This window comes from bacterium (assembly GCA_030685015.1).
Classification (GTDB): domain Bacteria; phylum CAIWAD01; class CAIWAD01; order CAIWAD01; family CAIWAD01; genus CAIWAD01.
Map to the genome: position 1 here is coordinate 1 of JAUXWS010000013.1, position 14,640 is coordinate 14,640.

Genomic DNA, 14,640 nt, shown 5'->3' on the forward strand with positions numbered 1-14,640 from the left:
GCCCTGCCCGTGCACGATGACTCTGTTGAAGCGCATGGGCAGGGGCGCGGCCAGGGTGTCCCAGCTGCGGCCGCCGTCCATGCTGCGGGCCAGCAGTCCGGCGTCGCCGCCCAGGAGGCCGGTGGCGCCCAGGAAGGAGAGGTCGCGCACCGTGCGCCGGTCGGGCAGGGCGGCCCGGCGGGCGCGGCCCTCGGCGACCAGGTAGACGCGGCCGCTGTCCCCGGCGCAGGCCAGACGCCCCTCGACCAGGGCGGCACAGTGCAGGGGGAGGGCGTCGGGGGCCTCCAGGCGGCGAAAGAGGGAGTCGTCCGCGCTCCAGGCGATCAGTCCGGAATCCCCCACGGCCCACAGGCGGCCCGGCGCCGCCACAAGGGCCGAGACGAAGAGGCCGGTGGGGAGGGGGCGGCGCGCCAGGGGAATGAACTCCGGCCCGGCGGGGGTCGCGCTGTCCCCCTTGGCGGCGATGGCCTTGCCCGGCGCCGCGGCGGGTGGGTCGGCGGCGGGCGCCCCGCCCGGGCCGCTCGCCAGCAACCAGAGAACAAGCAGTGGCAAGAGCCAGGATCGCCTGAGATGCCGGGCAGTGTTCAAAAGGCATGTCCTTGCGCGATGTGGACGTTGAAGCCGTGCGTGGGCGACCAACCCGCGTCGATGCGCCCGACCTCGACGAAGGGGGCGAAGAGGCGCAGTCCCAGGCCGGCGCCGCCCGCGGCCAGCCGGCGGCCGTGGAATTGCTCCTCCCAGACCAGGCCGCCGTCCAGGAAGGCCACCCAACCCAGCCCGAAGTCGATGTGCTGGAAGTAGACCTGCCTGGGCAGCAGCGGGGCGCGCAGTTCGAAGCTGCCGTGGCACAGGCTCCAGCCCGGCCACTGGCCGCCGGCGCCGCTGCGCACCCGGCCGCGCCCGCCAAGATAGTGCTTCATGTACTCGGCGAGGCGTCCCTGCGCCAGGCCGGCGCTCAGGTTGAGGCCCACCGTGAGGCGAGGTCCCAGGGGCGCGAAGCGGCTGGCCGAGACCTGGACCAGCTGGCCCTGTGGCTGATTGTCCCCTCCCAGGCCGAGGCCCGTGGCCATGGCCCAGGCATGTCCGCCACGGCCGGGGCTGACGTGGAAATCCGTCGTGTTGCGGTCCAGGCTGAGACTGAGGCCGCCATAGGCGTCGACGCCCCGCGGATTGACCGTGACCTGCTCCCTCCCCGCGCGGCGGTCGTGCACCACGACCTCCTGCCGGAAAGGATGGAGGCCCAGCCGGGTGTGGCGGTCCAGACGCTGCTGCCAGCCCACCCTCAGCTCGCTGCCGACCCAGTCGTAGTCGCCCGCCGCCGACCGGGCCTGTCTCCGGTTGTGGTAGAGCGAGACCGCCGGCCGGCGGCCCATGAACCAGGGGTCCTGGAGGTAGACGCTGTAGGAGAAGCGCCGGCCCGCCTCGACCGCCAGGTCCAGGCGCCGTCCCATGCCGCCCAGGTTGCGGTTCATCAGGCCGCCGCCCCAGGTCCAGCCCAGGCCGTCCGTGGGCGAGAGGATGGGGTAGGCCAGCCAGCGGGGCCGCTCGTTGACGGCGAACACGATGTCCACCGCCTCCTCCGCGCTGTCCGGATTGACCGAGACGACCAGGCGGGCGAAGAGGTTGGTGTTCTTGACGGCGCGGGCATCGTCGGCCAGCAGCTCGTCGCTGTAGCCGAAGCCGGCTTTCAACTCCAGCTCCCGCAGGATGACGGTGCTGTCGGTGTGTTGCAGGCCCAGGCAGCGCACGTGGCGCACCCGCCACTCCGCCCAATCACCCGGCCGCGCCGCCACCTCGCCGACGCCCTGGGAGCGGGCCTGGAGAGCGAGCGCCAGCAGGACCCACCACCATTGGCGCATGGTCAGATCCTGGCCAGCAGGGCGGCGAGCAGGCGGGAGAAGCGTCCGCGGGCCAGCTCGGCCACCTCGGTGACCTCGGCGTGGTCGAGGGGACGCTGCCCCAGGCCCGCCGCGAAATTGGTCACACAGCTGATGGCGATCACCGCCAGGCCCAGGTGGCGGGCGGCGATGGTCTCCGGAATCGTGCTCATGCCCACCACGTCGGCGCCCAGGCGGGCCAGCATCCGGATCTCGGCGGGAGTCTCGTAACTGGGCCCCAGCAAGCCGGCCATCACGCCCGTGGGGAGGGAGATGCCCAGCTCGCGCGCCGTCTCCCGGGCCGTGGCCAACAGCTCGCGGTCGTAGGGGGCGCTCATGTCGGGAAAGCGGGGTCCGGCCGCCAGGTCGTTGACGCCACGCAAGGGGTTGCGGAACATGAGGTTGATCTGGTCCTCGAGCAGGACAAGGTCGCCGGGCGCGAGGCGGCGGTCGATGCCGCCCACGGCGTTGGTGGTGATCAGGCGCCGCACGCCCAGCTCCGCCAGCAGGCGCACGGGGAAGACGACTTGATCCTGGCGGTAGCCCTCGTAGGCGTGGACCCGGCCCTTCAAGGCCAGCACGGGCGTGCCTTCCAGGCGTCCGGCGGCCAGGCGGCCGGCGTGCCCCGGCACGGTCGAGGGCGGGAAATGGGGGATGGCGGCCGTCTCCAGCTCCCGCACGTCCTCCAGATGGTCCACCAGGACGCCCAGGCCGCTGCCCAGCACCACGGCGCGGGGTGGCAGCTCGCCCAGGTTCTCCCGCACGAAGGCGGCAGCGCGGCGGATCTCCTCGTTCATGGCCGGGCGTCCTTTCCCCTCATCCCAGCATCAGGCCGGCCACGCAGGCGGTCAGCCAGCTGGCGATGGCCCCCCCGAACATGGCGCGCAGGCCCAGCCGCGCCAGGTCCCCGCGCCGCTCGGGAGCCAGGGCGCTGATGCCGCCGATCTGGATCCCGATGGAGCTGAAGTTGGCGAAGCCGCACATGGCGTAGGTGGCGATCACCTCGGCCCGCGGACCGATCACCCCGTCATGGATCAGCTCGGCCAGGGCGGCGAAGCCGACGAACTCGTTGACCGAGAGCTTGATGCCCAGCAGGTTGCCCACTTGGGCGGCGTCCTGCCAGGGCACGCCCATGAGAAAAGCGAGGGGGGCGAGCAGGGTGCCAAAGAAGGTGCGCAGGCTGCCGGGCAGGAAGCCGGCGTACTCGCCCGAGGGCAGCGCCGCCCCGCCCAGGAGGCGGCCGTCGATCCAACCGTCCAGCGCGCCCAGGATCCAGTCCGCCAGCGCGATGAGCGAGATGAAGGCGATGAGCATGGCGGCCACGTTGGCGGCCAGCTTGAGTCCGTCCGTGGTGCCGCGCGCCGCGGCGTCCACCACATTGTCCCCGGTGTCGATGCGGGGCAGTTCGGCCTTGCCCATCGTCTGCGACAGCTCCGTCTCGGGCTCGAGGATCTTGCCCACGACCAGGGCGGCGGGGGCGCTGAGGACGGAGGCCACCACCAGATGTCCGGCGTTCACGCCCATGGCGATGTAGCCCGCCAGCACGCCGCCGGCGATGGTGGCGAAGCCGCCCACCATCACGGTGAGCAGCTCCGAGCGCGTCATCCCGGCGAGGAAGGGCTTGATCAGCAGCGGCGCCTCCGTCTGCCCGACAAAGATGTTGGCCGTGCAGCTCAGCGTCTCCGATCCGCTCGTCCCCATCACGCGCTGCATGACGCGGGCCAGGCCCTTGATCACGATCTGCATCACGCCCAGGTGGTAGAGGATGGACATGAAAGCGGAGAAGAAGATGATGGTTGGCAGCACCTTGAAGGCGAACTGGAAGCCGAAGCCCGGCCAGAAGCCGCCCTCCGGGAAGAAATGGCGGGGATCGGCCAGGTTGCCGAAGAGGAAGGCGGCCCCCTTGTCCGAAAGGGCAAGGAAGGAGGCGACGCCGTCGGAGAACCAGCGGAAGGCGGCGCGTCCGGGCTCCCACCAGAGGAGCAGGCCGCCCAGGACCAGCTGCAGGGCCATGCCGCTGAGGACCGGCTTGAGGCGCACGGCGCGTCGCCGGCTGGACATCAGCCAGGCGATGCCGAGCAGCGCCACCATGCCGACCAGGCTCATCAGACGTTCCACGATCAGGCCTCCCGCTGGCGGTCCTTCTCCTGCTCCGGCTCCAGGTCGAAAAGGCGCAGCTGCTCCTCGTCAGGAACCTGGAAACACTGCCGGCAGCGCGCCTCGTAGAGGTCGGCGGCGCCCAGCAGCACCTGCTCCCGGCTCAGGGTCTTGCGCTGGGAGAAGTTGGCCGGGTTGCCGCACACGACGCAGATGGCGTGCTGCTTGGTGACGAACTCGGCCACGGCCATCAGCCGCGGCATGGGGCCGAAGGGCTCGCCCCGCCAGTCCTTGTCCAGCCCGGCCACCACCACGCGCCGTCCGGCGCGGGCCAGTTCCTCGCAGACGGGGACCAGCTCGGCGTCGAAGAACTGGGCCTCGTCCACCCCCACCACCTCGGCGTTGCCGGCCAGCTCGCTGATCTGGCGGGCGCGCGCCACCGCCAGGCTGGCGAGGCTCTGCTCGTTGTGGCTGACGATGTCGATCCGGCTGTAGCGCGTGTCCAGCGCCGGCTTGAAGATCTGCACGCCCTTGCGGGCGATGCGGGCCAGCCGCAGGCGGCGGATCAACTCCTCCGTCTTGCCGCTGTACATGCTGCCGCAGATGACCTCGATCCAACCGCAGCCCGGTCTCATGAACTGCATGGCGGCCTCACTCGCGCAGCAGGCTGGCGATCTTCGTCTGCAGCAGATCGATCGCCACCAGGTTCTGCCCCCCCTGGGGGATGATGATGTCGGCGAAGCGCTTGGTGGGCTCCACAAACTGCAGGTGCATGGGCGCCACCACCGTCTCGTACTGCTCGATGACACCGTCCAGGGAGCGGCCGCGCTCCTTCACGTCGCGGCGCAGGCGGCGGATGAAGCGCACGTCGGCGTCGGCGTCCACGAAGACGCGGATGTCCATCTTGCGGCGCAGGAGCGGATCATGGAGGACGAGGATGCCCTCGAGGATCACGCAGAGATGGTTCTCCATGTGGACGACCCGGTCCCGGCTGCGGGCGTGCTGGGCGTAGTCGTAGACGGGCATGTCGATCCCCTCGCCACGCAGCAGCCGGCGCACGTGGTCCCCCAGGAGGGCGTGGTCGAAGGCGTCGGGATGGTCGTAATTGATGCGGGTCCGCTCCTCGAGCGGCAGGTCCCAGTTGTCGTTGTAGTAGCTGTCCTGCTCCAGGATGGCGACGCGCTCGCTGCCGATCCGCTCCACCAGGGTGCGGGCGACCAGCGTCTTGCCGGAGCCCGTGCCTCCGGCGATGCCGATGAGGATGGGACGACGCTTCATGGCTGGGCCAGGAAGTGCTGGTCGAAGCTGTGGGGGTAGAGTTCGTCCAGCCCCAGCGTGAGGTGATCCGTGCGGTTGGCCATGAGCACAAGCAGGCCGGGGGCGTAGTCGGCCAGCACCTGGCGGCAGGCCCCGCAGGGCGGACAGACGCGGGGCGCCTCCGCCACGATGGCGATGCGGCGGAAAGAGCGCGCCCCGGCCGCCAGCGCCGTGAAGAGGGCGATCCGCTCCGCGCAGCAGGTCAAGCCGTAGGAGCTGGACTCCACGTTGCAGCCCGTGTAGACGGCGCCGTCCGCGCACTCCAGCGCCGCTCCCACGGCGAACCCGCTGTAGGGGCAGCAGGCCTGCTCGCGGGCCACCCAGGCCTGTTGCAGCAGCATCTCGTCGGAAGGCCGGGCCATGGGTTGTCTCCCGCTTGGGCAGCCTGTGTCACAGCGAATCCGGCGGCCAAGGTAGCAAAGCCCGGCTCCCGCGGATCGGCGGCGGCTCAGGCCTGCTCGTCCTCGCGCAACACCTGGGCCTCGAAGACAAGCAAACGGCAGCCCTCCCCGCGCCAGGCGTCGGGCGGCAGGCCGGCCTTGACGGAGAGATGGGCCAGGGTCTCCTCGCGGGTCCAGCCCTGCCCGGTGGCCACCTGCGGCAGGTAGACGGCCCGCCGGCCCCCCTGCTCGAGCACGATCCCGTGCCGCCCGACCTGGATCTCGTCCGGCCCGGCCACCGCGCGGGCCGGGCCCAGGAGGCTGATCTCGACGGCGCACTGGGGCCACTCCGCTGGCTTGAGGGCGGGGAAGCGGGGATCCTCGCAGGCGGCGGAGCGGGCCAACGACGGCAGCAGGCGCCACAAGGGCTGGTCCGCCTCCAGCTGTCCGATGCAGCCGCGCAGGTGGCCCGCCTTGTGCAGGCTGACAAAGGCCCCGGCCCGCTGCTCCAGTCCGGGGACGGGCTGATCGGCGACCATGCGGCCCTCCAGCGCCTGCTCGATGCTGCGACGCGCCAGGCCAAGGGCGGCCCGGGCCGCCTCTCTCGTCAGGGGTGTCATGCCATGCCTCCATCAAGCAAGCGGTCCATCGTCGCGAGGGTCTCCTCCAGGTCCGCCATGGCATGGGCGGGGAAATGGGCCAGGCGCAGGCTGGTGCCGCGCCAGTCGCCATAGCCGCCGCCCACCACGATCCCCTCGCGCCGCAGGGCCTGTTCCAGGCCGGCCAGGGACCCGCCGTCACGCCGGGCCACGGCCGTCACGGTCAGGGAGCGGTCGACGGGATGGGGCACGGCCGGGCGGAGGACGGGATGACGATCCAGCCAGGCCACGCACCGGTCGCGCATGGCGCGGCAGCGCTCCTCCACCGGCGCCGCCCCCTCCTCCGCCAACCGCTCGGCCGCCGCGGAGAGGAGGGCCAGACCCAGCGAGTTGGGCGTGCAGGGCGTCTGGTGGCGGCGGGCGTTGTCCTCCAGGCGTGAGAAGGAGAACCAGGCGCCCGTGTCCCGGCCCTCCGCCTCCAGCTCCCGGGCGCGCTCCAGGGCCCGCGGACCCGCGGCGATGACGGCCAGGCCGGGCGGACAGCCGAAGGCCTTCTGCACGCTGAAGAACCAAAGGTCGGCCTTGGCCCAGGGAAGCCGCTGGGCCCCCGCGCTTGAGACGCAGTCCACCAGGCGCAGGGAGTCGGCCGCGGGCAGCAGATCCAGCGGAAGGGCGGTGCCGGCCGCCGTCTCGTTGTGGCAGAGCAGCCAGGCTTCCGCCTCGCGCCAGGCCGTGCTCCCAAACAGGTGGTCCACCCGGCGCCCGGGTCCGGCCGCCCGCCATCCCTCCAGGCTGCTGCCTGTTTCCAGCCGTGTCAGGGCCGCCTCACGCCCGATCAGGGCCGCCACCTGGGCGAAACGCTCGCCGAAGGCTCCGGCGACCAGGGCGGCGCAGCGGCGGCGCACCAGGTTGCGCAGGACCAGTTCCATGGCATAGGTGGCGGACGAGACATAGTAGAGCCGGAATTCGTCGGGCAAGGCCAGGCAGCGACGCAATCGGGCGTCCAGCTCCCTCATCAGGCCCGTGAACTCGGGGGAGCGGTGGTTCAGCCCGGCCAGGCCGGATGAGAGGAAGCGGGCCGCCGCCGCCGGGACCAGCGGCAGCAGCTGGGATGGTCCGGGCGCCAGGTTGATCCGGACCGGCCTGTCATCAGCGCTGGGCACGGGCCTCGCCGGGTCCCCAGCGGCCATCCAACACGGGCGTGATCACCCGCTCGTTCCGGGCCCGGGCCGTCAGCAGGTCGCGGTCCAGCTGACCCGTGCGCGTGACGGCGAGGAGGGAGTCGGCCGGTTGGCGCAGCTGGTCCCACACGTAGTCGCTCAGCGCCACCCGGTAGCGGCGCTGGTCCTCCAGGGGGCGGCCGCCCGCCAGGAAGCCATCCGGGCGCCCCTGCCCATCAGCGGAGACTCGCAGGCCGTCGAAGTGGAGATGCTGGCCGCCCCGTTCGACTTGATCAAGGAAGATGCTCCGGATCCGCTCTCCGCTCAGGGGGACGACGAGGATCTCGTTGCCAAAGGGCGCGATCTCCCAGAGGTCGCGCCGGGAGACGGGGCCGGCCGGCAGATCCTTGCGGATGCCGCCACTGTTCCACAGCCCGATGTCGGCCTTGGTCCCCTGCCGGATGGCGGCGCAAAGCCAGTTCCCCAGGTTCGACTCGCCGCGGCTGTTGCGCCGCCAGGCTCCGTCCAGATCGGCCACCACTTCGCCCAACTGGGCATTGACCTCACGCTCCTGGGCGGCCACCAGCTCAGCCACATCCGAGGCCGGCTCGGCGGTGCCGGCCAGCACGGAAAGCAAACCGCCGCGGATGCGCACGATCCCTTTGCCCTTGACCACATCAAGGGTGTCCACGCCCAGGAAGCGGCCCTGATCGCCCGCCTGGACGATCCAGCTGTCGCCCACCCGGACCGGTTTCTCCAACACGGTGTGGCTGTGGGCGCCCACGATGAGATCAAAGCCGGGCACGGCCAGGGCCAGCAGGCTGTCCTCTTCGAAACCGCGGTGTGACAAGCAGATCCGCAGGTCGACAGCCGCCATCTTGCTCAACCAGCGACGCGCCACGGCGTGGGAGGAATCCACCTTGACGCCCACCACATGTCGCGGTTGGCAGAGCTGGTGGAGATGATCCGAGTTGAGTCCCAGGATCGCCACCTGCAAGCCGTTGCGGTTGATGATCAAGTCAGCCGGCAGGTAGGGCTGAAGCCGTCCCACCATCATGACGTTGGCCTGCAATACAGGGAAGGAGGCGCGATCCAGCGCCAGGCGCTGGGCCTCCATGCCGTGATCGAACTCATGGTTTCCCAGGACCATGGCATCGGGGGCCAGCAGGTTCAAGACTTCGATGCAGGCCAAACCCTGCGTCAGGCTGGAGATGGGTGTGCCGGTGAAGACGTCGCCACCATCCAGATAGATCGTGCGCCCATCATTCTCTTGACGATATTTCCGCACCAAGCCGGCCAGGACCGGCGCCCCGCCCAGCTCCACCACGGCGCCGTCCGCCTGCACCAAGGAGCGTGGGGCGAACCAGGCATGTATATCATTGGTGTGCAATAGGATGATCTGGGTCTCGCGCGTGCCGCAGGAGAAGAGGAGGCCGAGGCACAATCCGGCCAACAGCAGTCGATGGGCCGATCGAGCGGAATGCCGGATACCACTGATATTCTGAACCACTGCGGGGCCTCACAAATTTGCGATCCGATGGAACCTCGCCACGATCCGAAGGTATAAAACGCCCTGACTTCGATGGAATCGGGGTCGTTGCTTCCGCCTCACCAACCTCCGACATGCCGCCCTGCGGCACTTACCTGTCCAGTGACAAGCAGCCGGACCGCTTCCGCGGAAGGGATCCGGCTGTCCAACCCGGAGGTTTCCCCATGCAGTCCCGTCCGAATGATCACCGTGTCATGCCCATTGGCATGATCTTCCTCTGCAGTCTTATTCTTTTTCTGTCTACAGGTTGCCAGAAGGACCCCCTGAGCAGCGATGCGCGCCTTTCCCTGGCCCAGGATGGATCAGCCCAGTTTGGTGCGAACCAGGCCGACCCCATCGGCTTCGGGTCGGACGAGGCGGTGGATCGCAGCCTCTTCTGCGTGATCTTCCCCATCTTCTGCCGTGACTGGTGTCGTCCCTTCCCCTGCAGGCCCCTGGATCCCTGCCTGGCCTGGGGCGGTCCGGACTTCGATCTGCGCCGCAGCCAAGTTCCCGCCTTCGCCCAGTGGCACAACGCCTGCATGACCGCTTGGCGCACGGCGCCCCTCAACCCGAGGGAAATGGTGGATGCCATGGAAAGGGAGGCCGAAGGGCTGGGCTTGACCGGCTTGCTGGACAAGCGCAGCCGCGTCCAGGCGGAGATTCTCTTCAGCGAACTGATTGATGGCAGCTTCGATTCCGATCTCCTGCCCAAACACGAGGATGTGTTGGCGGACTGGCACGAGCGGCCCCGGCCTGGGCCCTTCGCCGATGACCTAGTGCTTGAGCAACTGCTGATGGATCTGGGGAACGGCATCTCGCCCCGGGAGGTGGCGGACTGGCAGAACTACGCGGCTTCCAAGGAGGATGCCGAGCTGCGCGAGTATTGGGCGGCCACCTGCATGGCGGCCACGGTGGCTTGGTGGCACGATTTCGCCCTGGAGACCGGTGAGAACTGCGCCTGGGGAGTCTACGCCGACCTGACCGCCCTGCAGCGGACGTACAACTGGCGCATCATCGCCATCGCCTCGGCGGCCGGGGCGCTGAAGGACATGTTCGATTTCTTCCGGCCCAGCGACTGATCCTGCCGGCGGACGGGGCGGCAACGCTCCGTCCGCCTCATTCCATCGGTTGGGACGGAGGGCTGATCAGCGCGGCGAAAATCCGCTCCAGACGCCCGACCTCCCGCTCCACGTTGAAATGAAGGCGCACCTGGTCCAGGCCGGCGGCCGACAGGCCTTTGCGCTCGCCATCATCACGCAGCAGGTGGCCCAGGACCCGGGCCAGGGCCTCGACGTCATCCACGGGAACAAGCCGGGCCGCGCCGCTTTCACCCATCGCCTCGCGCACGCCCGGCAGATCACTGGAGACCACCGCCAGGCCGGCGGACCAGTAATCGAGCAGGACGTTGGGAAAGCCCTCGCTGCGCGAGGCAAGGATTCCAATGGAGGCCAGGGCCAGGACATGGGACACCGGACGGATGAAGCCGGTGAAGCGCACGCGGTCCCCTATTCCCAGCTCAATCGCCCGCCGGCGCAGCTCCGCCTCGATGGGTCCTTCGCCCACGAGGTCCAGCTGGAGCTCCTGCCCTTGCCCGTGCAGGATGGCCACGGCGCTCAGCAGGCTTTCCAGGCCCTTGCCGGTGGCCAGCCTCCCCAGGCAGACCAGGCGGCCTGGTTGACCGGGGAGTCTGTTCCGCAGAGGGCTCTCGACCGCGTTCCACGAGACGCAGACCTGGCCGGGCTGGATCCAGGCGAAGCGCTCCGTCAGCTCCCTGGCCATGGTGGCGGCGGGCGCCAGGACTCGGCTGACGATGGCCTGGTGCGTCCAGCGGCGGGCCAGCGTGTCGCGGAAGTCCGTGCCCGACCCGACCCGGTGCACCACGGGAACGCCGCACAGGCGGGAGGCGGCGCCGGCCGTGGACAGGTCACGTCCCGTGTTGCAGACGGTCAGTTGGATGGAGCGCCGCCGGATGAGACGGACGAAGCGCAGGATGAGGCGGGGCGACCAGGACGGGCCGAAGGAAAGCGGCCAGACCTCCAGGTCGGCCTCGCGGCAGGCGTCCAGGAAGGGGTCGCCGCGCCGGCCGGCGACCACCACCTCGTGGCCGCGGGCGGCCAACTGACGGGCGCTGCGCAGGCTCCAGCTCTTGACTCCGCCCCAGCGCCGGGTGCTGTTGACGTAGAGCAGCCTCACCGGCCCCTTCCCCGCTCGCTCTGGAAGAGGGGTGCGCAATCGCTCAGCAACCGCTCCACGACCCGCCAGACGGCGCCCACCGGCACAAGATCCAGGCGCTCCACCTCCTCGCAGGGGCCAAGGGTGGGAAGGGTGCGGCTGGTCGAGGCGGTGGCCACCCAGCGCTGGGTGGGGTCATGGGGTCGGGTCCAGGACTCCGGGTGCACCTGGCCGAAGACCGCCACCGAGGGGATGCCGGAAAGGGCCGCCAGGTGCTTGGGGCCGCCGTCGTTGCCGACGAAGAGGGCGCAGCGGGCCAGGATCTCCTTCAGCGCGGCGAAGCCCGGGAGGGGGTAGTCGTGGATGGCCGCGGGGCCCAGCCGCCGGGCCAGCTCCCGCGCCGCCTCCTCCTCGCCTGGACCATGGACCAGGAAGGGACGCAGGCCGCGACGCTCCAGGCGCCGGCCGATCTCGGCCAGATGCTCCGCCGGCCACACCTTGTAGGGCTGGCGGCTGACACCGAAGAGGGCCGCCACCGGCCAGCGGGCCGGCCCCCCCGGGCGGGCCGGCGGAAGGGAGGGCGCGCAGGGGAACCAGAGGCGGCAAAATAGCTCGGCGGCGCGGCGATCCTCCGGGCCCACGGGGAAATCCAGATCCAGATCCCGCTCATCCGGCGCGTGCGCGGCGTCCAGGAGGCGGGCCAGCAGCCGGAGCTTGTCCAGAGCGCTGTAATCCGCCCGGCGCCTTGTGTAGCGCACGGTGTAGGCGGGCACCCTCCACCAGCGGCCACCGAAACCCAGCCGCACCGGCGCCCCCGTCGCCACCGACAGGAAGGCCGTCTTGGGCAGCGCCTGACTGTCGATCACCCAGTCATAGCGGCATTGGCGCAGCAGCCGGGCCGTGTCCAGCAGATCAACCAGACCGGCGGCGGGCGGCAGGGTGAGGATCCCGTCGAGGTGGGGATTGTGTTCGAGCAGCGGCCGTCCGTTCTCCTCGCAGAGCAGCTCGATCCGGGCCTGGGGCAGGGCGCGCCGCAGGTGTCTCAGCAGCGGGGTCGTCATCAGGATGTCGCCCAGGCGTCGCAGTTGGATGACCAACACGCGGATCACGCGTCGCCGTCCTCCCCGCTTCGGGAATAGTCCACGTACTGCTTCTCCTCCACCAGCGTGGAGCCGAAGTGCTCGTTCAAGCGGCGCTTGAGGGCGGCCCGCCGGTCATTGGTGACATAGACGGCGCGGGCCAGCTCCACGAAGCGCGGCCCGAAATCCCGGCGGCCCTCCAGCACGCGCAGCTCGTCCTCGATCCGCCACAGCTCGCCGTTGACCTCGTCCAGCCCACCCTCCAGCTCCGGATGCCGCAGGCCGGCCGTGGCGGCCACCTTTTCCAGTTCGTCCAGCTCCCGCCGCACATTGCGCCGTTTGACCTCGTCGCCGAACTCGCGCAGCTTGATGCGCAGGATGGACATCTTGTCAAGCAGTTCGCCGACGGAGACAGGGGCCTGGACAATCACGACTCCTCCTGCGCGCTGAACTGGAGTTCGTAGAGCTTGCGGTATTCCTCGCTGGTCCGCAGCAGCTCCTCGTGCCGCCCGATGCCTTCGATGCGACCGTCCTTCAGGCAGACGATGCGGTCGGCCCGGATGATGGTCGAGAGACGGTGGGCGATGACCAGGGCCGTGCGGTTGCTGATGGAGCGTTCGAGGGCCGACTGCACCAGCTGCTCGCTCTCCGAGTCCAGGGCGCTGGTCGCCTCGTCGAAGACGAGCACCTCCGGCCGGCGCGACACGGCGCGGGCGATGGCCAGGCGCTGCCGCTGTCCGCCGGACAGGTTGCTGCCGCCTTCCTGGACCAGGGCGTCGAGACCGCCCATCTCCCGCACGAAACCCTCGGCATTGGCCAGGGCAAGGGCCCGTGCCACCACGGCCGGGTCGGGGCAGGCCTCCGGGTAGCAGACGTTCTCGGCCACGCTGAGCTGGAAGAGCCAGGTGTCCTGCCCCACCACGCCGAAAAGACGGCGATAGGAGCCCAGCTCCAGCTCTCGGATGTCGCGCCCGTCCAGATAGATGCCCCCCGTCGTGGGGTCCACCAGCCGCAGCACCAAGTTGGCCAGGGTCGTCTTGCCGGAGCCGGAGGCGCCCACCAGGGCCACCAGCTCCCCCCGCCGCAGGGTCAGGCCGACCTCCTGCAAGGCCGCTTTCTCGCCATAGAGGAGGGAGACGCCGCGCAGCTCGATCCCCTCGCGCAGGCCCGCGACCGGGGCCGGGTTTGGCACGGTGGCCAGGCTTGAGCGCAGGTCGAAGACCTCCATGATGCGGTCGCCCGCGCCCGTGCCGCGCTGGAGGTCGTTCCAGGTCCGGGCGACGATCTTGAGCGGATGCAGCATGGCCAGAAGCGCGGCCAGAAAGGTGAGGAAGGCCGAGCCTGACAGGCCGTCCCCCGACAGGGCCTGCAGGCCACCGTACCACAACATGAAAACCGCGACGACAACGGAGGCGAACTCGCCGAAGGGCGTGGAGAGGCCGGCTACCCACTCCAGCTTGCGCGTGCGGCGGAAGTAGCTGGCCGTGGCCAGCTGGAAGCGCTGGATCTCCCGCTCCCGGGCGAAGAAGGCCTGCACCACGCGGAAGCCCTGCAGGTTCTCGGACAGGCTCTCCGACACGCGGGACATGTGCTCCTGGGCCCGGCGGCTGTAGGTGCGCAGCTTGCGGCCGATGGCCTGGAAGCCCGCCACGGCCGGAGCAAGGACCAGGACGGAGACCAGGGTGAGCCGCCACTCCACGAAGAGGGCCAGGCCGAGGTAGACCAGACATTGCAGCAGGTTGGAGAGCAGGTCCGCCACCTTGGTGATGGTCAGGCTGCGCACCACCATCACGTCGTTGATGAGGCGGCTGATCAATTCCCCCTGGCGGAAGCGCTGCACCACGTCGAGGGAGAGGCCCTGCAAGTGGGTGAAGAGGTGGTCGCGCAGGCGGCGGATCATGGTCTGCTCCACCTGCACGAAGAAGACGCGGTAGAGGTAGAGCGCGATGAACTTGAGGACGGCCAGCGCCAGGACGGTGCCGCAAAGCAGCAAGAGCACGGTGTGGCGGGCGTGGCGGGCCATGAAGTCGTCCAGCGCCCGTCCGGCCAGATCACGCAGCCCGGAGTCGGCCTGCCCGGCCTGCCACAGATCACGCCCCAAGAGCTTGATGGAAGGCGCCAGGTCCATCAGGCGCTCTGTCGGCGGGTCCGTGGCGGCGCCGCCGAACACGCCTTCGAAAAAGGGGTAGATGAGGCTGATGTTGACGCCGGCCAGGAGACTGGCGACCACCATCATGAGCAGACCCAGGGCCAGGTGCAGGCGCACCCCGCGCAGGTAGGGAATGAACTGGCGGATGAGGCGAAGCATGGTCCAATATAGGGGACGAGCGGCGGCGGCGATCCGTCCGGTCGCCGGCGGACCTCCCCCCGGGTCCGTGTCGCCCGGGACGCATCCAGGCGGCCGGCGCCGGGCCGCCTGAGCCCACCT

The 14,640-nt window shown here is 70.1% G+C and carries 15 protein-coding genes; 1 reads left to right on the forward strand and 14 read right to left on the reverse strand.

All coding sequences use genetic code 11. The annotated features are described in order from the left end of the window. The 10 genes from Q8O14_00985 to Q8O14_01030 form a co-directional block, all read right to left on the reverse strand. Window positions 1-552: hypothetical protein (locus Q8O14_00985; protein ID MDP2359315.1), on the reverse strand; the 552-nt coding region annotated here is incomplete at its 3' end. 32 nt (window positions 553-584) lie between these two features. Then, entirely contained in the window at window positions 585-1,859 is a 1,275-nt protein-coding gene (locus Q8O14_00990; GenBank protein ID MDP2359316.1) for a BamA/TamA family outer membrane protein, read from the reverse strand. Between the two features lie 2 nt (window positions 1,860-1,861). Continuing rightward, window positions 1,862-2,674: a purine-nucleoside phosphorylase gene (locus tag Q8O14_00995; GenBank protein ID MDP2359317.1), complete on the reverse strand. Its 813-nt coding sequence runs from the start codon at window positions 2,672-2,674 to the stop codon at window positions 1,862-1,864. A gap of 19 nt (window positions 2,675-2,693) precedes the next feature. Next, window positions 2,694-3,995 carry a nucleoside transporter C-terminal domain-containing protein gene (locus Q8O14_01000; GenBank protein MDP2359318.1) on the reverse strand — a complete coding sequence of 434 codons (1,302 nt, stop codon included), beginning with the start codon at window positions 3,993-3,995 and terminating at the stop codon, window positions 2,694-2,696. A 2-nt stretch (window positions 3,996-3,997) separates the two neighbouring features. After that, on the reverse strand, window positions 3,998-4,618 hold the full coding sequence (locus Q8O14_01005) for a thymidine kinase (protein MDP2359319.1): 621 nt from the start codon (window positions 4,616-4,618) through the stop codon (window positions 3,998-4,000). Between the two features lie 7 nt (window positions 4,619-4,625). Beyond that, the gene (gene udk, locus Q8O14_01010) at window positions 4,626-5,252 is read right to left on the reverse strand and encodes a uridine kinase (protein ID MDP2359320.1); all 627 of its coding nucleotides are present in this window, start codon (window positions 5,250-5,252) and stop codon (window positions 4,626-4,628) included. Beyond that, window positions 5,249-5,653 carry a cytidine deaminase gene (locus Q8O14_01015; protein ID MDP2359321.1) on the reverse strand — a complete coding sequence of 135 codons (405 nt, stop codon included), beginning with the start codon at window positions 5,651-5,653 and terminating at the stop codon, window positions 5,249-5,251. Before Q8O14_01015 ends, udk begins: the two co-directional genes overlap by 4 nt. Window positions 5,654-5,739: 86 nt before the next feature. Next, complete coding sequence (gene amrA, locus Q8O14_01020; GenBank protein ID MDP2359322.1) at window positions 5,740-6,291, reverse strand: AmmeMemoRadiSam system protein A; 552 nt, start codon at window positions 6,289-6,291, stop codon at window positions 5,740-5,742. Beyond that, window positions 6,288-7,433 carry an aminotransferase class V-fold PLP-dependent enzyme gene (locus Q8O14_01025; protein ID MDP2359323.1) on the reverse strand — a complete coding sequence of 382 codons (1,146 nt, stop codon included), beginning with the start codon at window positions 7,431-7,433 and terminating at the stop codon, window positions 6,288-6,290. Before Q8O14_01025 ends, amrA begins: the two co-directional genes overlap by 4 nt. Beyond that, window positions 7,420-8,883 (reverse strand): bifunctional UDP-sugar hydrolase/5'-nucleotidase, encoded by a 1,464-nt coding sequence (locus tag Q8O14_01030; protein MDP2359324.1) that lies wholly within the window; start codon window positions 8,881-8,883, stop codon window positions 7,420-7,422. Before Q8O14_01030 ends, Q8O14_01025 begins: the two co-directional genes overlap by 14 nt. A gap of 260 nt (window positions 8,884-9,143) precedes the next feature. On the opposite strand from Q8O14_01030, the gene Q8O14_01035 reads away from it, so the two are divergent. After that, window positions 9,144-10,040, forward strand: a complete 897-nt coding sequence (locus Q8O14_01035; GenBank protein ID MDP2359325.1) for a hypothetical protein — start codon at window positions 9,144-9,146, stop codon at window positions 10,038-10,040. Between the two features lie 37 nt (window positions 10,041-10,077). On the opposite strand, the gene Q8O14_01040 is transcribed toward Q8O14_01035, so the two are convergent. From Q8O14_01040 to Q8O14_01055, 4 genes are read right to left on the reverse strand one after another with little or no spacing between them, the layout of a single operon-like run. Continuing rightward, window positions 10,078-11,154, reverse strand: a complete 1,077-nt coding sequence (locus Q8O14_01040) for a glycosyltransferase family 4 protein (GenBank protein ID MDP2359326.1) — start codon at window positions 11,152-11,154, stop codon at window positions 10,078-10,080. Further along, a complete protein-coding gene (locus tag Q8O14_01045) occupies window positions 11,151-12,242 on the reverse strand; it encodes a glycosyltransferase family 9 protein (protein MDP2359327.1) in 1,092 nt (363 codons plus the stop codon). The genes Q8O14_01040 and Q8O14_01045 overlap by 4 nt, the downstream gene beginning before the upstream one ends. Continuing rightward, window positions 12,239-12,598: a hypothetical protein gene (locus tag Q8O14_01050; protein MDP2359328.1), complete on the reverse strand. Its 360-nt coding sequence runs from the start codon at window positions 12,596-12,598 to the stop codon at window positions 12,239-12,241. The genes Q8O14_01045 and Q8O14_01050 overlap by 4 nt, the downstream gene beginning before the upstream one ends. A 41-nt stretch (window positions 12,599-12,639) precedes the next feature. Continuing rightward, window positions 12,640-14,520: an ABC transporter ATP-binding protein gene (locus tag Q8O14_01055; protein ID MDP2359329.1), complete on the reverse strand. Its 1,881-nt coding sequence runs from the start codon at window positions 14,518-14,520 to the stop codon at window positions 12,640-12,642. Window positions 14,521-14,640 lie beyond the last annotated feature (120 nt).